At 52.3% G+C, this 20358-nt stretch carries 17 protein-coding genes; 8 read left to right on the top strand and 9 right to left on the bottom strand.

The genetic code is table 11. From position 1 onward, the window contains the following. The first annotated feature begins 89 nt into the window (after window positions 1-89). From BMW93_RS14230 to BMW93_RS14215, 4 genes are all read left to right on the top strand, one after another. Window positions 90-3665 carry a TonB-dependent receptor gene (locus BMW93_RS14230; protein WP_229240433.1) on the top strand — a complete coding sequence of 1192 codons (3576 nt, stop codon included), beginning with the start codon at window positions 90-92 and terminating at the stop codon, window positions 3663-3665. A gap of 10 nt (window positions 3666-3675) precedes the next feature. Next, complete coding sequence (locus BMW93_RS14225; RefSeq protein ID WP_090377050.1) at window positions 3676-5394, top strand: RagB/SusD family nutrient uptake outer membrane protein; 1719 nt, start codon at window positions 3676-3678, stop codon at window positions 5392-5394. Window positions 5395-5529: 135 nt separating this feature from the next. Continuing rightward, the gene (locus tag BMW93_RS14220) at window positions 5530-8796 is read left to right on the top strand and encodes a DUF1553 domain-containing protein (RefSeq protein WP_090377047.1); all 3267 of its coding nucleotides are present in this window, start codon (window positions 5530-5532) and stop codon (window positions 8794-8796) included. Window positions 8797-8807: 11 nt separating this feature from the next. Then, window positions 8808-10286 (top strand): DUF1501 domain-containing protein, encoded by a 1479-nt coding sequence (locus BMW93_RS14215; protein ID WP_090377044.1) that lies wholly within the window; start codon window positions 8808-8810, stop codon window positions 10284-10286. A gap of 35 nt (window positions 10287-10321) precedes the next feature. Here the strand turns inward: BMW93_RS14215 and BMW93_RS14210 are convergent, their stop codons facing one another. The 5 genes from BMW93_RS14210 to BMW93_RS14190 all read right to left on the bottom strand — a co-directional run bounded on the left by BMW93_RS14210 (window position 10322) and on the right by BMW93_RS14190 (window position 13281). After that, a complete protein-coding gene (locus BMW93_RS14210; RefSeq protein ID WP_090377041.1) occupies window positions 10322-10765 on the bottom strand; it encodes a DUF3592 domain-containing protein in 444 nt (147 codons plus the stop codon). Window positions 10766-10777: 12 nt separating this feature from the next. Continuing rightward, window positions 10778-11128 (bottom strand): hypothetical protein, encoded by a 351-nt coding sequence (locus BMW93_RS14205; protein ID WP_090377039.1) that lies wholly within the window; start codon window positions 11126-11128, stop codon window positions 10778-10780. A 28-nt stretch (window positions 11129-11156) separates the two neighbouring features. After that, window positions 11157-11651, bottom strand: a complete 495-nt coding sequence (locus tag BMW93_RS14200) for a hypothetical protein (protein ID WP_090377035.1) — start codon at window positions 11649-11651, stop codon at window positions 11157-11159. Between the two features lie 2 nt (window positions 11652-11653). Further along, window positions 11654-12151, bottom strand: a complete 498-nt coding sequence (locus BMW93_RS14195) for a DUF4468 domain-containing protein (RefSeq protein ID WP_090377034.1) — start codon at window positions 12149-12151, stop codon at window positions 11654-11656. 158 nt (window positions 12152-12309) lie between these two features. Then, window positions 12310-13281, bottom strand: coding sequence for a GlxA family transcriptional regulator (locus BMW93_RS14190; protein ID WP_090377031.1), 972 nt, complete (start codon window positions 13279-13281; stop codon window positions 12310-12312). Window positions 13282-13460: 179 nt separating this feature from the next. Here BMW93_RS14190 and BMW93_RS14185 point away from each other — a divergent pair, with 179 nt between their 5' ends. From BMW93_RS14185 to BMW93_RS14170, 4 genes are all read left to right on the top strand, one after another. Then, window positions 13461-13952, top strand: a complete 492-nt coding sequence (locus BMW93_RS14185) for a VOC family protein (protein WP_090377028.1) — start codon at window positions 13461-13463, stop codon at window positions 13950-13952. Between the two features lie 8 nt (window positions 13953-13960). Beyond that, window positions 13961-14368 (top strand): VOC family protein, encoded by a 408-nt coding sequence (locus BMW93_RS14180; RefSeq protein ID WP_090377025.1) that lies wholly within the window; start codon window positions 13961-13963, stop codon window positions 14366-14368. 268 nt (window positions 14369-14636) lie between these two features. Continuing rightward, window positions 14637-16901 (top strand): excinuclease ABC subunit UvrA, encoded by a 2265-nt coding sequence (locus BMW93_RS14175; protein ID WP_090377022.1) that lies wholly within the window; start codon window positions 14637-14639, stop codon window positions 16899-16901. A 135-nt stretch (window positions 16902-17036) separates the two neighbouring features. Then, window positions 17037-17468: an SRPBCC domain-containing protein gene (locus BMW93_RS14170; protein ID WP_090377016.1), complete on the top strand. Its 432-nt coding sequence runs from the start codon at window positions 17037-17039 to the stop codon at window positions 17466-17468. A gap of 128 nt (window positions 17469-17596) precedes the next feature. Here BMW93_RS14170 and BMW93_RS14165 read toward each other — a convergent pair whose 3' ends face one another. From BMW93_RS14165 to BMW93_RS14150, 4 genes are all read right to left on the bottom strand, one after another. Beyond that, window positions 17597-18472 carry an alpha/beta hydrolase gene (locus BMW93_RS14165; RefSeq protein ID WP_090377013.1) on the bottom strand — a complete coding sequence of 292 codons (876 nt, stop codon included), beginning with the start codon at window positions 18470-18472 and terminating at the stop codon, window positions 17597-17599. A 74-nt stretch (window positions 18473-18546) separates the two neighbouring features. Next, window positions 18547-19128: a hypothetical protein gene (locus tag BMW93_RS14160; RefSeq protein ID WP_090377010.1), complete on the bottom strand. Its 582-nt coding sequence runs from the start codon at window positions 19126-19128 to the stop codon at window positions 18547-18549. A 1-nt stretch (window position 19129) separates the two neighbouring features. Next, entirely contained in the window at window positions 19130-19966 is an 837-nt protein-coding gene (locus BMW93_RS14155) for a metallophosphoesterase (RefSeq protein ID WP_090377005.1), read from the bottom strand. Between the two features lie 2 nt (window positions 19967-19968). Further along, window positions 19969-20358 (bottom strand): hypothetical protein, encoded by a 390-nt coding sequence (locus BMW93_RS14150; RefSeq protein WP_090377002.1) that lies wholly within the window; start codon window positions 20356-20358, stop codon window positions 19969-19971.

The following is a 20358-nucleotide window of genomic DNA, read 5'->3' as shown; positions in this document are numbered from 1 at the left end:
AGGAAGGCCTTTGTCGTTTGTGAACACCCAAAAACCATCGTAAAAGTATGAAAAAAAATAGTTTACCATTTAAATATTTGGTAGCTGCGATGAAAGTTACATGCATACCATTTCTGGTGTCACTCTTCTTTCAGAGCCTGGCTCTCGCCAACGACGGCGTGGCACAGGAAATCCTGAACCGGGAGGTCACGCTTCAAGCCAGGCAGCAGGACCTGAAACAGGTGCTGACGACGCTTGAAAAGAATGCTAAAGTCAAGTTTTCGTACATTCCATCCCTGATTTCCAACCAGAAAGTAACCGTGGAAGCTTCGAACCAGAAGCTGAGCAAAGTATTGAAGGAGCTCCTTAGTCCATTACAAATCCACTATTCTGTGTCAGGCAATTACATTATCCTGATCCGCAAGCCCGACGAATCGTTTTCCGATTCACCCAAACTGCTCGAACCTGTGCCATTGCCGTATTTGCACCAGGTCGATATTCCTGTAAAAGGGAAAGTGACAGGCTCGGATAACAAGGAGCCGCTACCGGGTGTGAGCGTGGTCGTGAAAGGTACGCAGCAGGGCGCCATTACCGGTGGCGACGGCAGTTTCGAGCTCGTGGTACCCGACGACAAAGCTGTTCTGGTATTCAGTTTTGTAGGTTATGTTTCGCAGGAAATTGCGGTGGCGAACCGCTCCGTGATCAACATCGCCCTCGATCCGGACATCAAGGCATTGAGTGAGGTGGTGGTGACGGGTTACACCACGCAGTCGCGGAGGGATATTACCGGCTCGGTGAGCGTGATCGATGCGGAAAAGCTGCTTTCGGTGCCCGCTACCAACCTCGCGCAGCAGTTGCAGGGGCGCGCCGCGGGCGTGACCGTAGGTACGGATAATACGCCCGGTGGGGGTGTGGCCGTACGTGTACGCGGGTATGGTACGCTCGGGAACAACGACCCGCTCTACATTATCGACGGCGTGCCTACCAAAGGTAACCTCAATACGATCAACCAGAACGATATTGAGTCGATCCAGATATTGAAGGATGCGTCTTCGGCCTCCATTTACGGTTCGCGGGCGGCGAACGGGGTGGTGATCATTACGACGAAAAGAGGCAAATCCGGTGCACCGAAGCTGACATTCGATGCCTATTACGGCGTGCAGAAGCTGGCCAAAACGATGGATTTGCTCAATACACAGGAGTATGGCGAATACCTCTGGCGGAGCAAGAAGAATGCCAATGTGGTGAACCCGACAACCGGTAATCCCGAGCATTCGCAATATGGTAATGGGCCTACGCCGGTGATCCCGGATTACATCATTCCCGATGGTGCCTCCGAAGGGGACCCACGGGTAAATCCAGCCAATTACAGCTACGACCGCTATACCGACCCGCAGTTTGGCAAAACCAAATTCTCCATTACCAAAGCCAACAAGCAAGGTACCGACTGGATGCGCGAAGTTTTCGACGACGCGCCCATTCAGAATTACCAACTGGGCGTTTCGGGCGGATCGGAGGTGAGCCGGTATTCGTTTTCGGCCAATTATTTCAACCAGACGGGTATTTTGCTTTACAATGGCTACAAACGCTATTCCGTAAGGGCGAATACGGAGTTTACCATTAAAAAGAAGCTGCGAATTGGAGAGAACTTGCAGGTGGCTTATGGAAAACGGCAAGGTAACTACGGCAATAACAGCGAAACGAGCCAGGTTTCGAACACCTATCGCGCACAGCCGATCATTCCGGTGTACGACATTGGCGGCAATTTCGCAGGGACGCTCGGTAGCAACCTCGGTAATGCGAACAACCCGGTGGGTCAGCTGGTACGTAACAAGGATAATGGATATAAAGACCTTCGCTTGTTCGGTAATGCTTATGCGGAGTTTGATATTCTCAAAAACCTGACAGCCAAAACCAGTTTCGGGCTCGACCTGACGGCTTCCGCCGGGAAATATTACACGCCGGTCGAAATAGAGCTCGCGCACGGGACCAATGTGAACAGCCTGAGCGAAAACCGCGGCTACGGCTATTCCTGGACCTGGACCAACACCCTTACTTATGACAAAACATTCGGCGAGGCGCACCATTTGAATGCATTCGTCGGCCTCGAATCCATTGATTCCTTCGGTGATTTCGTGAATGCCTACCGGCAGGGTTTCTTTTCCAACAACATCGATTTGCGGTACATTGACGCCGGTAACCCGGCTACGGCTACCAACAGCGGTTACGCATCGTCGTCCTGGTCGCTGTTCTCGTATTTCGGGCGGGTGGATTATGCTTTCGACGACAAATACCTGCTTCAAGCGACCGTGCGCCGGGATGCGTCCTCGCGGTTCCAGGCGGCATCGCGTTACGCCACATTCCCGGCGGCAAGCGTAGGCTGGCGTATTTCGAAGGAAAGCTTCATGTCGGGCGTCGATTTTGTGAGTGATTTGAAGATACGCGCAGGCTGGGGGCAGACCGGTAACCAGGAAATCGGGGATTTTAATGCATTCTCTACCTACCAAAGCAATCCGAACAGCAGCGGTTACGGCCTCGGCAGCAGTCCGATCGGCTACACGCAGGGCTTCGACCTCGCCCGTTTCGGTAATCCTAATGCCAAATGGGAGACAACGACGACAGTCAATGTGGGTATCGACGCCAATTTGTTCAAAGGCAAATTCGATCTGAGCCTGGATGTGTTCGACCGGCAGACGAAGGATTTGTTGTATACCAAAGCCTACGATCCACGGCTCGGCGACGCCGCGATTCCCTCCCAGAATATCGCTTCCATGCAAAACCGCGGCGTAGACCTGGCTTTGAACTACCAGGATAACGCATTGGACGGGCAACTGACTTACAGCGTCGGTGTCAACTTCTCGACTTACCGCAACAAAATCATCGCCCTCGATCCGCAAAACCCCGACGACTTCCTGCCCGGCTTCTCGCTGCGCACACCGGCGGTGACGCGCTCGATTGCGGGGCGGCCGATCTCCTCGTTCTACGGTTACATCATCGACGGCATCATGCAGAATGAGGAAGAAGTACAAAATCACGCGAAATTCCCCGGCTACTACGATTCGAACATTTATATCGACGGGAAGCGTACGCAAGGTGTGGGTAAATTCAAGTATCGCGACGTGAATGGCGACGGCGTGATCAATGCACAGGACCAGACTTACATCGGTAACCCGCACCCGGATTTTACCTACGGCCTCAATGTAAATGTGGGCTACAAGGGATTCGATCTCGCAATTTTCGCGCAAGGCGTGCAGGGGAACGACATTTTCAACCACGTGCGCTACTGGACCGACTTCGAGGTTTTCCAGGGAAACCGTTCCAAAAGAATGCTCTACGATTCGTGGCGGCCCGATAATCCAAATGCGAAACTGCCTATTCTCGATGCCAACGACGCCCAGAGCGGCGAGCCTTCGACCTACTTCGTGGAGAAAGGTTCTTACCTGCGTTTCAAGAATATCCAGCTCGGCTACACCCTGCCAAAATCGGTTTTGTCCAAAATCGGCGCCGACCATTTGCGGATTTACATTCAGGGACAAAACCTGCTGACTTTCACGAAATACACCGGTCTGGACCCAGAAATCAACCTCCGCAATTTCAACAGCGGCTCCGACCGCCAGATCGGCGTCGACGAAGGAGTTTATCCGACACCCAAATCATTCATCGTAGGTATCAGTCTCGGCTTTTAAAATCGAACCCATGAAAAAGATATTCATACCGGTATTACTGCTCATTGCAACCTCCTGCGGCGACGATTTCCTCGAAAAGCGGCCCCAGGGGCAGTACAGTCCTGATATTATCCTCACTACCTCGGGCATCGAGGGCGCGCTCGTGGGCGCATATGCATTGCTCGACGGCATTGGTACCAGCGGCGTTACCTCGTGGCACGGTGCGGTTTCCAACTGGATTTTCGGCAGTGTCGTTTCCGACGACGCCTATAAAGGTTCCGACGCCGGCGACCAGCCCGAGCAAACGTTCCTGGAACGCTACGTGTGGCTTTCGACCAATACCCATATTTATGGTAAATGGCGCACGCTATACGACGGCATCGCGCGCACGAACGACGTTTTGAAATCGCTACCGAAAGTGCAGGGCCTGTCGGATGCCCGGAAAATGCAGATTACCGCCGAGGCCAGGTTTCTGCGCGGGCATTACCATTTCGAAGCAAAGAAAATGTGGGGCAATATTTCATACCTCGACGAGCAGACCTGGGACCCGGAAAACCCGGAAAGCGTGCTGCTGCCCAATACCGAAGACGCCTGGCCTAAAATCGAGGCGGATTTCAGGTTTGCGGCTGAAAATCTGCCGGTTTCGCAAACCGACCCCGGCAGGCCTACTAAAAATGCGGCTTACGCCTACCTCGGGAAATGCCATATGTTCCAGGGTTTCCCGAAAGGCCAGCCGAATGCGCAGCACCTGACGGCTGCAAAAGAGGCATTGCTGCAAGTGGTCAACAGCGGAAAGTACAAGCTGATGGAGCGTTTCCACGATAATTTCGCCGCCGAGACCCGAAATAATGCCGAATCTGTTTTTGAAGTACAATACACCGTAACGGCTGCCGACGGCTCGGGCGGGAACGCGGGCGACGAGCTTACCTATATGTACCCGAATGGCCCGGGTGGCTGCTGCGGGTTTTTCCAGGCATCGCAGAACCTCGTGAATGCTTATAAAACGGATGAAAAGGGCTTACCGCTGATCAAGACATTCAATGAGCAGAATGTCAAGAATGACGAAGGTTTGCTTTCTTCCGCACCATTCGAGCCTTACACGGGCCGCCTCGATGCCCGCCTGGACTGGACGCTCGGTCGCCGCGGCATTCCTTACATCGATTGGGGTGTGCATCCCGGTCGGTTCTGGATCCGTGATCAGTCATATGCGGGGCCGTATTCTTCCAAAAAGCAGATTGTAAGCAAAGCGGAATCCGGCAAAACGGGCAATCCGCGCCTGAGCACCAATAATTACCGGCTCATCCGCTACGATCATGTGCTGCTGTGGCTGGCCGAATGCGAAGTAGAACTGGGCAACTTCGAAAAAGCGCGGGAATATGTCAATATGATCCGTAAACGAGCCGCTAATCCAGATGGTTTTGTAAAAACGGATGCTGGTAAGGCTGCCGCCAATTACGTAGTGGGGCTTTACAATGAGCCTTGGAAAGACGCCGCCGCCGCGCGCGAAGCCGTAAGGTTCGAAACGCGGCTGGAATTCGCGATGGAAGGGCACCGGTTCTTCGACCTGGTTCGTTGGGGAATTGCTATGCAAGTCCTGAACACTTATCTCGAAAAGGAAAAGAACCTGCGCACCTATTACAGCGGGGCCAAATTCGAGGAGCGGCACCAGTACTATCCAATCCCCCAGCAGGCGATTGTTTACAGCACAAAAAATGGCAAAGCCACATTAACCCAAAACCCAGGCTACTAACAAGAATCCCCTTGCCGTCGACTGAAGTCGACGGCAAATTGATTAAATTTGGATTAAGGGGATGGAGAATTGGATTCCTTCATGCTTTTTCGTTGTTGTCTGTTGTAAGCTGTTTGCTTGTAATAATGTTTTTAGATGATGTTGAATTCCCTGCTTAAATATTGCCTGCTGGTCGCTGCTGCCGGATTTTTCTTAATGTCCTGCGACAAAAAGATCGATCTCCCGGACGATGTGGCCGCTGAAATGAACACCCTGGTTGCTCCGGTGGACTATACCTATGACGTGAAGCCGATTCTTTCGGACCGCTGCTTTGCCTGCCACGGGCCGGACGCCAACCATCAAAAAGCCAATTTGCGCCTCGATATGGCCGAAGTGGCTTATAAAAAAGAAGCTGAAAGTGGTTTGAAGGCCATTAAACCCGGCAAACCGGGAAGCAGCGAGCTCGTGCACCGCATTCTGTCGGCCGATCCGGACATTGTGATGCCTACGCCGGAGTCGCATTTGTCGCTAACAGCCCGCGAAAAGGCTATTCTGATCCGCTGGGTAGAGGAAGGCGCCGAATACAAGCCGCATTGGGCGTTTACGAAAGTAGAGAAGCCTGCATTGCCAAAATTGAAGAATGAGGCGTGGGTACGCAACGATATCGACCGGTTTATCCTTAAAAAACTGGAAGACAAGAACGTAAAACCTTCACCGGAAGCCAGCAAAACCACTTTGCTGCGCCGCGTTTCCCTCGACCTGACCGGTCTGCCGCCAACACCGGAAGAGGTGAAAGCATTTCTAAACGATAAATCCCCGAATGCGTATGAAAAAGTAGTTGACCGACTGCTGGCCTCCCCGCATTATGGCGAGCATATGGCTGTGCCCTGGCTGGACGCAGCGCGTTACGCGGATACGCATGGGTACCAGGACGACGGCCTGCGCACCGCCTGGCCGTTCCGCGATTGGGTGATCAGCTCATTCAACAAAAACCAGCCTTACGACCAGTTCGTGACCTGGCAGCTTGCCGGCGATATGCTGCCCAACCCGACCCGCGATATGATGGTCGCTACGGCATTCAACCGGATGCACCAGCAGAGCCAGGAAGGCGGTATTATTCCCGAGGAGTACCGCAGCGCCTATGTTTCCGATCGTGTGGATACATTTGGCAAGACATTTCTCGGCCTTACCGTCGAGTGCGCGCGCTGCCACGACCACAAGTATGACCCGATCAGTCACAAGGATTACTATTCATTGTATGCGTTTTTTAATAACAATGATGAAAACGGCCAGATCCCGTACAATGGCGAGGCGAGCCCGGCTATCACATTGCCCACGCCGGAGGCCGATGCGCAATTGAAATACATTCATGCGAATCTTGCGAAGGAGCGTTCGGCTATGACTGCGAATGCGGCTGCGTACGAAACGGGCTTCCAGCAATGGCTCGCCACCGCCCGTACCGCGCCGGAAAAGGCATTAGTACCTGAGAAAACCGATTTATTGGGCCATTTCACGTTCGACGAGCCTACCGGTAAGGAGTTTACGAACCTCGCCAATCCGAAGCATAAGGCCAAAGCGGAGGGCGACGACAGCCTTTCCAATGTGGCTTCGCGCAATGGCCGCATCGGTAAGGCGCGGTATATTTTCGGGGAAAATGCGGTGAGTTTCGGCGATAACTTCGCATTCTTCGAGCGTAACCAGCCTTTCAGCATTAGCATATGGCTCAATTTGCATGATCCGGCGGTGAGCGGCTCGTTGCTGCACAAATCCAACGGGGTGATGAACGGGTACCGCGGCTGGAATGTGTTCCGCGAAAAAGATGGCCGCATCCGGTTGACGATCAGTCACGTGTGGCCGGAGAATGCCATTGAAATACAAACCGTCGACAAGTTTCCGATGAACAAATGGACGCAGCTGGGCTTTACCTACGACGGGTTGAGCAAAGCGGCGGGCCTGAAACTGTTTGTAAACGGTCAGCCGGTGAAGATTACCGTGTATAATGACCATTTGACGGAGAGTATTTTGTTTGGGAAAAATAAAACGAACTGGTACGTCGACAAGCTGAATATCGGCCGGTTGTCGGACCAGCGGACGAAGAATTTCGAGGTGGACGAGTTCCGGATTTACACCAGGGCGATCAGTCCGCTGGAAATGCAGGGGTTGTTTACTTTAAAAGATGAATTGCTGGCTGCATTGAAAACGCCGTCGGCACAACTGAAACCGGTACAACTTGCTTCATTAAAAGAATATTACCTTACCAATATCGATGCCGGGTACAAAAAGGAACTGGCAGCAAGCCGCGCATTGATCGGCGAGGAGACCGAGATCATGGACAAGCAGATCGATGTGATGGTGATGAAAGAGCGCAAATATCCGCGTAAGACATTCATCCTCAACCGCGGAGCCTACGACGCACCAGGCAAGCCGGTGTCCACGGATACACCCGATGCATTCTTTAAAATACCCAAAGAATATCCACGAAACCGTCTTGGCCTGGCTAAATGGCTGCTGGACAAAGACCACCCGTTGTTTACCCGCGTGACCGTGAACCGTTTCTGGATGATGTATTTCGGCAAAGGGATCGTGATTTCGAGCGACGACTACGGTAACCAAGGCGAGCTGCCAACCCATCCCGAGCTGCTCGACTACCTGGCTGCCAGTTTCCGGGAATCGGGCTGGAATGTGAAAGCGATTCAAAAGCTGATCGTGACTTCGGCTACCTATCGGCAGTCTTCCAAAATCGAACCGGCCGTGAAAGATCTCGATCCGGACAACCGGCTTTACGCGCGCGGCCCGAGCTACCGCATGAGCGCCGAACAGATTCGCGACAATGCATTGGCATCCAGCGGGTTGCTCACGCGCAGGGTAGGGGGCAAGAGCGCCTACCCGTACCAGCCCGCGGGCCTGTGGGAAGCGCTCGCGACGCGTAACGAGGTGACTTACAAGCAACAGCACGGCGATTCGCTGTACCGCCGGAGCCTTTACACGATCTGGAAACGCAGCTCGCCACCGCCGATGATGCTCAATTTCGACGCTGCCGAACGGCACTTCTGTATTACCAAACGGCAGAAAACCAGTACGCCATTGCAGGCATTGGTGGTCATGAACGACCCGCAGTTTGTGGAAGCGTCGCGCGTGCTGGCACAACATATGCTTAAAAATGGTCAGACCATCGACGAGCAGATCGACTACGCGTTCACCGCATTGACGAGCCGATTGCCCGATCCGAAAGAGAAAATGGTATTGAAAGAGCTGTACGACGAGGAATTGAAGGATTTCAGCCACAATCCAAAACGGATGAAGTCGATCCTGGCCGTGGGAGAATACCCGCTCGATAAAACCCTGAATCCGGCACAATTGGCGGCCGGTACCATCGTGGCGAGCACGGTAATGAATTTTGACGAATTTTTGATCAAGCGATAACAATCAAAGCAATGAGCCTTTACAGAGAACTTGAAAACCATGTCCACGAGCAATTGAGCAGGCGTAATTTCCTCTCGAAAACAAGCCTTGGCCTCGGTGCGGCAGCGATGGCATCGCTTTTGAGTGCGGATAATTCGGTGGCCAAAAAAGTGGCCGAAAAAGGGGCGGAAGCCGCCGGGTTGCCGATCGGGCACCCGCATTTCGCGCCCAAAGCCAAACGCGTGATCTACCTGTTCCAAAGCGGCGCGCCGTCGCAGCTGGAACTGTTTGATTATAAGCCGAAACTGGAACAAATGTGGGGCAAAGACCTCCCCGAATCGGTGCGGAAAGGGCAACGCCTGACCGGTATGACGGCGGGACAGAGCAGCTTCCCATTGGCCGCTTCGAAATACAAATTCCAGCAGTATGGCGATAATGATATGATGATCAGCGAATTGATGCCCTATACTTCGGGCATTGTGAACGACGTCACGTTTATCCGCTCCATGTTCACCGAGGCTATTAACCACGATCCCGCCGTGACGTTCTTCCAGACCGGCAGCCAGCAGGGCGGGCGGCCTTCCTGGGGCTCGTGGGTGAGCTACGGGCTGGGTTCCGATAACCAGAACATGCCTTCGTTCGTGGTGTTGCTTTCCAAAGGCCGCGGGGGCGACCAGCCATTGTACGCCAAACTTTGGAGTAATGGTTTTTTGCCGTCCATTCACCAGGGCGTGGTGTTCCGCTCGGGCCCGGACCCGGTTTTTTACCTCAATAACCCCGAAGGAATCGATCGCACCAGTCGCAGGCGTATGCTGAACTCGCTCGCGAAATTGCAACAGGGCCAGTTCGAAAAACTGCTCGATCCGGAGATCAACTACCGGATGGCGCAGTACGAAATGGCTTACCGGATGCAGACGGCGGTTCCCGAAACGATGGATATTTCCAAGGAGCCCGATTATATTTTCGATATGTACGGCGAGGATTCGCGCAAGCCCGGCACATTTGCGGCCAACTGCGTCCTGGCCCGGAAGCTGATCGAAAAAGACGTGAAATTTGTGCAGCTGTACCATCAGGGCTGGGACCAGCACGGTAACCTGCCGAACGACATTAAAATCATGGCCAAGAGCGTGGATCAGGCTTCGGCCGCATTGATCAACGATTTGAAACAGCGCGGCTTGCTGGACGAAACGTTAGTGGTTTGGGGCGGAGAATTTGGTCGCGGGGCCTATTCACAGGGTAAACTGACCCGCGATAACTACGGTCGTGACCACCATCCGCGCAGCTTCTCGATATGGATGGCCGGAGCGGGTGTGAAGAAGGGATTTGTGTACGGTCAGACCGATGATTTCGGGTATAATATCATCAAAGATCCGGTGCATGTGCATGATTTTCAGGCAACGGTCATGCATTTGATGGGCATCGACCACGAGCAGCTGGTGTTCAAGCACCAGGGGCGCCGCTACCGCCTTACCGATGTGCATGGCAAGGTGGTGAAGCCGCTTTTGGCTTAATTTTGCCTTTTTGATACAATCCTCCTGGCATTAGGTCAGCCGAAAAGCCAGTGAAATATCGCTTTTATGGCCGAGCCTACGTACCAGATGGAAAACAGCCAGAACACCGCGCCCATTCCCGCAAACACATACACGAAAAAGAAGTTGCCCTTTAAATGCACATTGTTTGGGTCGTTCGGATCGTAATACAATGTCACTTCTTCGCCGATCTGGTATTCGGGCGGGTTGCGCGCTTCCGAACTGTGAAAAATGTGCTCGGTACCATCCTTTTTGAAATACCTGATAGACGGTGCAAGCGGGTATTCCCGGGGCTTTAACCGGTGCAGGTCGATGACAATGCCTTTGGTTTCGACACCATTTTCGATCAGGTTGCGGCTGTTGCGGTAGATTGAAAACGAGATGATCGCAAAAACGGCCCCGACGGTGAAAAATAGCAGCATGAATAGTTCAAAACCCGGTATTCCTTTGTTAGCGTCCATCGTTTCGGAGCATTAAAGCCAGCGGTAAATTTCCTGCAAACTGCCTTCGAACTGCTTGGGAGGCGTATTCATGGAATTCGCGAACGGATAGGTGCCTCTTACCGCCGTACCGGTTTCGGCCTTCATGTCAAGGCGAAGATCGCAGTATTCTCGGCCGGGGTAGAGCCTTGTTTTGAGTTCGACCGTGGTGTCGTCGATCCATTTGGCTTCGTCGCAGCTCCAGGTGGAAGGCATATCGAATAGCAACTGGTTGTTGGAAACACGGTAAATGCCCGGTTCGGTAATCCAATGGCTCATACGCACTTCATAGGCGCCGAAACGTACGGTGTAGGTATTTTTGGGAGAAGGTACTTCGTCGATCATAATAGAGGATAGTAATGATTAGAATTGTCTACTTCGCCTTTGCAATGAGGTTGATCAGCATCCAGAGCACCGCCAAAACGCCCAGCCCGATACCGGCCCATTTCACCACAGGCAATGCGTAGGTCCTGAATTTGATGAGAAGACCGGCGCCGATCATGCCCAGAAACAAGAAGATCACCCCGAAAGTCACCAGCATGATCCATAGCGTGCCCACGCCCGAATTCCGGGAGTCGTTATAATCGATAGCGGCGCAAAATGCGGTGGCGACGGAGGTGATACCGATCAAACCGGCGATGCCTATACGCAGCATCCACCAGCCGAAGCCGCTTTGCGACCAGTAGAGCGGCAGAAACGAAAGAACGATTGCCGCCAGGAGCACGTACCAGGCCAGACTTTCCAACCGGACGTTGCCCGCCTCGGTAGGAGGCTGGTTGGGCGCCACCAGGAGCAGCGCCAGGCCGTACGTCAGCAGCCAGCAAAGTTCGGGGCCGAGGAGAAACGTTGTAATGCGACCGGTGTTCATTGTCAGAACGGCTTGTAATCCTTCACGTTCGACTGCAAATCGGCGAGTAATGCTTTGAGTTTGGCATCGAGCTCGGTAGCAGCGGCTTTGTTGTCGGTTTTCTGGATGAACGTTTCCAGAGGCACCGTGCGGCCACTTCCGTCCCGGTATTCCACATTCGCCAGCGATGCGCGGTACTTGCGGTTGGCGCATTCTACCGAAAGCACGTAGCCGAATTTGTAAACACCGCCCGCATTGTTTTCGGACCGCGGAATGGTGATGGTAATGTGCCCTTGCGTAACGAGGTCGCCGGTTTCCTTGTCGTCGACGAGCGTCTTGTTGTCCGGCGCCGACTGGCTTACCCACAAGCGGGCGCGTCTGAAAATGTCGATGAGGGAAACGCTGCCGCAGTCGACGGTTTCGGTGTAGGCGATTTTACTGGTCATAGCTGGTAGGATGGAATTCGCGTGCGCGGAACCGATCATGCATGCGAGCACGACGATCAAAATAGATTTTGACATGACTATAAATTGGTTCGATTTGTAAAATGTGGTGCAAAATTGCGCATTTGGGAGGGAGGACGCAAATAAAATGAGCTACCGGTAAATCAGTGTTTTCGTTTGAAAAACAATTGATTAGCACAATACCATTCAATAAAAAAAGCGGCTGGTAGCCGCTCTTAATTCTCTTTGCTGTATTTGTTCCGATATTCGATGGGCGTCAGGCCGGTTACCTTTTTGAATACGTCCCTGAATGCCTTGGTGTCGGTATAACCCACGTCGTACATGACCTCCGTCACGTTCTTGCGCGATACTTCAAAGCTCCGCTTGGCCGCTTCCACCCGCACGCGGCGCACGTACTCGTTGATGGTGTTGTTCGTGGCATTTTTGAAGCGCCGTTCGAAGCTCCGGCGGCTCACGCTCGCAATGTCGGCCAGCTCTATGATCGTCAGTTTTTCGGTGTAGTTCTTTTCAATGTAATCCTGTGCGGCGAGGATGCCGTCGTCGTTGTGGTTTTTCTGGCCTTTGAAAATCGTGAATGCGCGCTGGTTGTCGCGGTCGATGTCGATGGCGAAGTATTTGGCCGCCAGGATGGCTATATCGCGGCTGGTGTATTTTTCGAGAATGTAAATCAAAAGGTTCCAGATCGAATTGGCTCCTCCGCTGGAATATACTTTGCCCTCGTCGGTGATAATGGTGCCGTCTACGACTTCGATTTGAGGGTATATTTCTTTAAATTCCTCGTAATAAGCCCAGTGTGTTGAGCATTTTTTGCCGTCGAGCAGGCCGGTAGCGCCCAGCAGGAATGCACCGAGGCAAAGTGATGCGATTTCCGAACCTCTTTCCCGCATTTCAAGCATCCAGGGAATGGCCGGGCGGTCGAGTTCGACGGATTCGCGCAGGTTACCGCATAATGCGGGGATGATGACGAGGTCGGTTTTGTTGACTTCGCTGAGCAACTTGTTGATGCGGATCGTGTATTCGCCGTCCTGCGCCTTGATATCGTGGCTCAGCCCGACGAATTCCACATTGAATTTAGGCTCTTTGCCCGACGCCCTCAGGAAGTCGTTGGCCGTGTTGAAGAGCCGGTAAGCAGGCGAAACCGCTTCGATGTAGGAGCATTGGGGGACATATACCGAGATATGTTTCATAACGATGTTGGATTTAGAACCGTAAATATAGAAAAATATTCACTTGGCATTTTTACCCCTTTGGTTAGGCGTTTTTACACCCTGTTTATTTTTAGATAACCTGCCAAATTTGTAATGTCGATCATCGGCAAACTAAAAACCATTTTTATCCAAACCATTCACCTTCAACAATCGAAACAATGAGCGAATTATCAACCACACAAAACATTACCCCGTTTCTATGGTACAATGGCGGCGCTGAGGAAGCGATGAACCTGTACACCCGTATTTTCCCGAATTCGCAGATCAAATTGCTTAAAAAATGGCCGGAAGACAGCCATATGCCTGCCGACCAGGTGATGATGGGCGTCATCGAGATCAACGGACTGACGTTGCATCTGTTCGACGCCGGGCCGATGTTCAAGTTCACGGAGGCCGTCTCGTTTTTTGTTTCCTGCAAAGACCAGGAAGAAATCGACTATTACTGGAATTCGCTCATCGCCGACGGTGGCGAAGAAAGCCAATGCGGCTGGCTGAAAGACAAGTTCGGGCTGTCGTGGCAAATCGTACCCGCCATGCTGAACGAGCGGTTATCCAGCGGCGACCCGAAGCGTGCGGGACAGATGTTCCAGGCAGTGATGGGCATGCAAAAGCTCGATATTGCCGAAATGGATCGCGCTTATAATCAATAAATTACCCAATGGCGATTTACCCCTTCCTTACATTCAACGGCAATTGCAAAGAGGCGATGCATTTTTACCAATCCTGCTTCGGGGGCGAGCTGCAATTCACGTACCTGGGCGATACGCCCGACGGGAAGCAGTTTCCGCTGGAAATCAGGCGGTTGGTATTGCATGCGAGCCTGGTGTCGGAGCACGTCCGGCTGTTTGCATCCGACCTGGGTGGCGAGGAAGGGGTAGCCTCGGGCAACAGTATTTCGCTGTGGATCAGCATTACCGCGCCGGGCCAGCTGAAATCGGTATTCCAGAAACTGGCGAAAGAAGGCGAAGTAACCGCGCCGCTCTCACCCGGCATCCTCAAAGGCCAATGGGCCACTCTCACAGACCGTTACGCGGTGCAGTGGATTTTTTCCGCCGCGGGGGGGTGAGTGGATTTTGAATGAGTGAATGATTGAATGATTGAATGATTGAATGATTGAATGAGTGAATGAGTGAATGAGTGAATGTGTGAATAATTTTAATTGGTGAATTTTGATCGAAGTAATATTCAACAGATATTCACCGATCAACGATGCTACTAAAACTATTCAGTCATTCACTCATTCACCATTCACTCATTCAAAATTCACTCATTCACTCATTCACTCATTCACTCATTCAAAATTCACTCATTACATTTCATCAAACCTCAAAGCCATGAATCAGCAGGAATACATCCGCATCCGCGGTGCAAGGGAAAATAATCTCAAAAATGTTTCACTCGACATTCCCAAGCGCAAAATCACCATTTTTACGGGGGTTTCAGGTTCGGGAAAATCTTCCATTGTTTTTGACACGATCGGCGCCGAGGCGCAGCGCCAGCTGAACGAGACTTTCAGCATGTTTATCCGCAACCGCCTGCCGCGCATCAGCCAGCCGGAGGCCGACGCGATCGAAAACCTTTCCACTTCCATTGTCATCGATCAGAAGCGCCTCGGAGGTAATTCGCGGTCGACAATGGGGACCATTACCGATATTTCGGCAGTACTCAGGCTGCTTTTTTCAAGATTAGGGCAGCCGCATGCGGGTTTTTCCAATGCATTCTCCTTCAACGACCCGGCCGGTATGTGCCCGGAGTGTAATGGTTTAGGCAAAAAGGTGGAAATCGATCTGGAAAAATTTCTGGATACCTCCAAATCGCTCAACGAAGGGGCGATCCTCTTTCCCGTTTTTGCGGTGGGAACGTGGTATTGGAAAGCCTACACGTTTTCTGGTATGTTGGATAATGATAAAAAGCTCGACGACTATTCGGATGCCGAAATGCACACTTTGCTTTACGGAAAGGGTACGTACGAATCCAACTACAATGGTATGACGTTCGATACGAAGTACGAGGGGTTGGTCGATAAGTTCAACCGTTTGTATATTCAAAAGGACAGCAGCGAGATTTCCGAAAAGACCGTTAAAAAAGTAGAACGCTTTCTTAAAATGGGCGATTGCCCCGCGTGCAAAGGCGCGCGCCTGAATGCGAAGGCGCTCGCCTGCCGCATTGGTGGTTTGAATATTGCGGAAATGTCGGCAATGGAGGTTTCGGAACTGGTCAAAATCATCCGCGAAATCCACGATCCGATTTCCAAACCGATGATCGATACGCTCTCCGAGCGGTTGGAGCATTTGGTCGACATTGGCCTCGGTTACCTTAGCCTGGACCGCGAAACCGGCACATTGTCCGGCGGTGAATCGCAGCGGATCAAAATGGTGAAGCATTTGAACAGCAGCCTCATCGACATTACCTACATTTTCGACGAACCGAGTATAGGCCTGCACCCCCGCGACGTGCACAGATTGAACGAATTACTTCAAAAACTGCGTGACAAGGGCAATACGATCCTCGTCGTCGAGCACGATCCGGATGTAATCCGCGTCGCCGACTATGTGGTGGACGTGGGACCAAAAGCCGGTAGTGGAGGTGGGGAAGTGGTTTATTCGGGCGATTACCAGGGACTCCTGCAAGCCCCCACGCTCACCGGAAAGTTTATCAATCGTGATTTAAAGGTCAAATCCACGTTCCGGCAGCCAACAGGGATATTAAAAGTTAAAAATGCCAAACGGCATAACCTCAAAAATGTGTCGGTTGACATTCCTACCGGCGTTTTTACGGTTGTGACCGGCGTGGCGGGCTCGGGCAAGAGTTCGCTGATCAACGGCGTGTTCCTCTCGCAGCATCCCGAGGCCATCGTGATCGATCAGTCGGCGGTAGGAGCATCCATTCGGTCCAACCCGGCGACTTATACCGGCATAATGGACGATATCCGCAAGCTTTTTGGCAAAACTAACAAGGTAAGCGCGTCGCTGTTCAGTTTTAACTCCGATGGGGCATGTCCTGAATGCCAGGGGCTTGGATTTATATTTACCGACCTGGCATTTCTGGAACCGGTGAAAACGGTTTGCGAAACCTGCGAAGGCAAGCGTTTCAAACCGGAAGTGCTGGAATACAAAGTCAATGGTAAATCAATCAAGGACGTGCTGGATATGCCCGTGGAAGAAGCACTCGCGTTTTTTAAAACCAAAGACATCATCCACAAATTGACGGCGATGAATCAGGTAGGGCTCAACTACCTCACGCTCGGGCAGCCCCTGAGCACATTGTCGGGCGGAGAATGCCAGCGTATCAAACTTGCTGGCGAGCTGCACAAAAACGGTACAATTTACGTGATGGACGAACCTACGACCGGGCTGCATATGTCCGATACCGGCCATTTGCTCGAAATCATCGACCACCTCGTCGACCAGGGCAACTCCGTGATCGTCATCGAACATAATACCGAAGTAATGAAACACGCGGACTGGATCATCGACCTCGGTCCGGAAGGCGGCCACAAAGGCGGCCAGGTATTGTTCGAAGGCACCCCGGCCGATTTGCTGAAATCGAAGGATTCGCTGACGGCGGAGTATTTGCGGGGCGGGGTTGCGGTCGGCTGAAATCGGAAATGCCGTCAGGCATGTAACAACAAGATTAACGCGGACTTGGCCGGAACAACCCCTCGAATGTCGCGTTTCCCCAACACCGGGCATTCAAACCGTCGCTAGATTTGCCGATCAACTCAATAGCGACATATGGAAAAGATCGAGCACATCAACTACATTAAAGCCCCAATAGCCACAGTATACGAAGCACTGACGACCCGGAAAGGCCTCGGCAGCATTTGGACGACAGATTTAACTGTCGAAAACGAAGTCGGCGCCATCAGCGACTTCGGCTTCGGTGACGACGACCGCGTCCTGATGCAAATCGTAGAACTCACCGAAAACAAACGCATCGAATGGCTCTGCACGCATTCCGACCCTGAATGGATCGGTACTGGTGTGTCATTCGAGCTTTTTGAGAGGAAAAACGGCGTTACGGCCATTGTTTTGAAGCATTTCAACTGGCGCGAACTGACCGAGTTTTACCAATGGTGCAATTACAACTGGGCTATGTTTCTGCTCAGTTTGAAGGATTATTGCGAGAAAGGGAAGGGGCTAGCTTACCAGGAACGGGAGTTTTGATGGTCAGGTGCTAATCGGAATTACTCACTAAAATTATCGTAATAGGTGAAATCCTGCGTGATCTTCCCGTTTTCGATTGTAAAGATGGTACAGATCGGCACTGCAAACCTGGATTTATCTGGCACAAATCATTTCAAATACCCATTATCCCCGAGCCAGTCGGCCATGCGCTGGGGCCAGGATTTGATGCTTTGCAGCGGCGAGCGGTCGCCCATGTTGAAACCGTGGTCGCCTTTGGTGTAAAGGTGCGCTTCTACCGGGCGTTTCGCTTCGCGGTACTTGACGAGCAGGCTGGCTGTGGTAACGCCGCAGCACGGATCGTCGTTGGCGGCGAGCAGGAATGCCGGCGGGGCGTCGGCAGGGACGGTTTCAGGGATGCCCAGCGGACCAGGGTAGATCAGCATTTGAAAGTCGGGTTTTCCATCGAGGCGGTCGATAGGGTCTTTAGCGCCGGGATCGCCCTTACCGGACACGTAAGCGACCGATGCCACCACCTCGCCGCCAGCGGAGAAGCCCAGCATTCCGACGCGACCAGGATCGATACCATATTCTTTCGCACGGTTGCGTACCTGCCTGATCGCCCGTAATGCGTCCTCGCGCGGGTGCTTGTCGAGCGAGTAGGGTGAGCCTTCTTCGCGCGGCAGGCGATATTTCAAAACAAAAACGGTAATGCCCAGTTTGGCCAGGTATTCAGCCGGTTGCACACCTTCGGCATTATAGACCAGCAGCCGGAAGCCACCGCCCGGACAGACAACCACCGCGGTCCCGTTTGCCTTACCCGCGGGCGGGGCGAACACTTGGAGCGATGGGCTATGAATGTTTTTGACCCAGTAATCCTTCGCCGATTCGGGCTCATTGCGCCTGTTTTCGAACCCCGGCACGCCGTTTTCCCACAATGGGATGATTTTCGTCTGAGCGCGAGTGGTCGAGGGAACGAAACAAAAGGCAAGCACTGTGACGAAGAGCGCTTTAATAAGGGCCGACGGGGTTTTAAGGATATTCATAAGTTCGCAGGTTAGCAGCCGCGCGTATACGGGCCAATGCATACATAAAGCACAGAACCGCTATCTCTACCTGCCTAAAACCCCACCCGAATCCCGACTCCCGCCTTCACCACTTCGCCGATCCGCAACGACCCCGCATTCAAAACGTAACTGACCAGGTACAGATCGTTGGTATTGAATTCAAGATAGGCGCTCAGTGTCCGGATACCTTTATTTGCAGTCAATTTGTAGGTCAATGAAGATTCTGTTGCCAAATGCAGGCGGAATGCGGGTTTCCACCAGTAGTAGTTGGGCGGATAGCGGGAGGGAAGTTTGAAAAAGTAATCGTTACCGAATTGGTAACTGCCTTTAAACCCAATATCCAACGGGTTGACTTGCAAGTGACTGCCCGCCCTAATGCGTGCCGGCTGGTAAAAAACTGCACCGGAGAATAAATGTAACGGTCCGCCCTTCGATGGGGGGACATATCCGTACTGAAAATGGGTCCGCAAATGCCGGTTGAAAAATTCGTAACCGGCCCCGAGGCCCATCCAGCCATTGCTGCCTGCATATTGGATTTGTGCAAAATCAGGGGCAAGTTTTCGCACGAATTGGGCATAGGAAGTGCTGGCTGCTCCCGTTAAGAGAAGCGCCGCCAGCAGGAGCATTCGTTTCATGTCAGTAGTAGATGATGGATTTCAGGACCTTGCCTTTGGAAATTTGGAGGAGTACAAATGCGCTTTGTTCGAAAGAAAAACTGGTCATGTAATGCACCTTGTCGCCAAACGGATAGAAATCCTGGTGCTGGTGTACATGCCCGTGCAGGGAGAGCAGCAGATTCGGGGTGTTTTGCAGCAGGTTGGTGTACGGTTTTACCGATTCGGTACCAAACTCCTGGGCATTGAAGGGCGGCACGTGCGAAACGGTAACGATGTAATCGGCGCCCTCGGAATTCTGCAATTCGCGTGCTAGCCAGCCGACGTCGGGAATCGGCTCGCCGGGCGCTTCCAGCCCGTTGGTATTGTGGGCGACGAACTTGATGGCGCCATACACAAATGAGTAATTCAAAGGCCCGAACATCTGCCGGAATATCTGCCTGCCGTTGGCCACCATATCATGATTACCGATGATCCCGAAGTAAGGTGCGCGCAATGCGGAGAGCCGTTTTTGAACCCATTTGAACTCCTGCAATATCCCAAAATCGGAAATGTCGCCTGCCAGCAGCACCAGATCGACGTTTTCGAGGCTATTGACTTTCTTCACAAATCGCTCCTGCTCGTCATACCACCGCTGCGTATCGCCCGCGAAGACAATGGTAACGGTATCGTCTTCCGCGTTCTGCCGGAGCCGGGCAAGGTTTTGGGCGTTCAGGTTTGAGGGGCTGGAATGGTCGAACGACTGGTTGGGGCTGAATTCGAACTGGTCGCAGGAAATAAAAATGGTCAGGAAAGTCAGGATTGTCAGGTATTGCTTTGCATTGTGCACTAGTTTGAGCAGGTTTTTCTTGTTTTTCATGGCTAGTCTGTATCGTTGATTTTTTCAATGCGTTCGATTTCGCGGAGGACTGTGGCTAACTGTGTTTGCCGGTCAATGAGGCGTTCCAATTTATTTAGGCTATCAGCGGAAAACGCGGTTTTTCGATGCTTCAAAACATGAAAAAGGACGTCGCGGTCTTCCCACAAACTTTTTACTTCGAGCATGGTATTCTGCGAAACAGGAATTTGCCGGGTGCTATACTCGTGTCGTAGTTGCATTAGTCGCCAGCCGATTTGCATTCGGATGAGATGGTACTTTTGTTCCCAAATGCCTTGCATGCGCGAGTCTTCCATATTCCGTTGAAAAAGAAATATGAGTGTGATGACAATGGACAAAGCGATGCCAACCCGCTTTTTTGTAGTGCGTGTCAT

Source organism: Dyadobacter sp. SG02 (assembly GCF_900109045.1).
GTDB lineage: Bacteria > Bacteroidota > Bacteroidia > Cytophagales > Spirosomataceae > Dyadobacter.
This window is presented reverse-complemented; position numbering and strand designations above follow the sequence as displayed.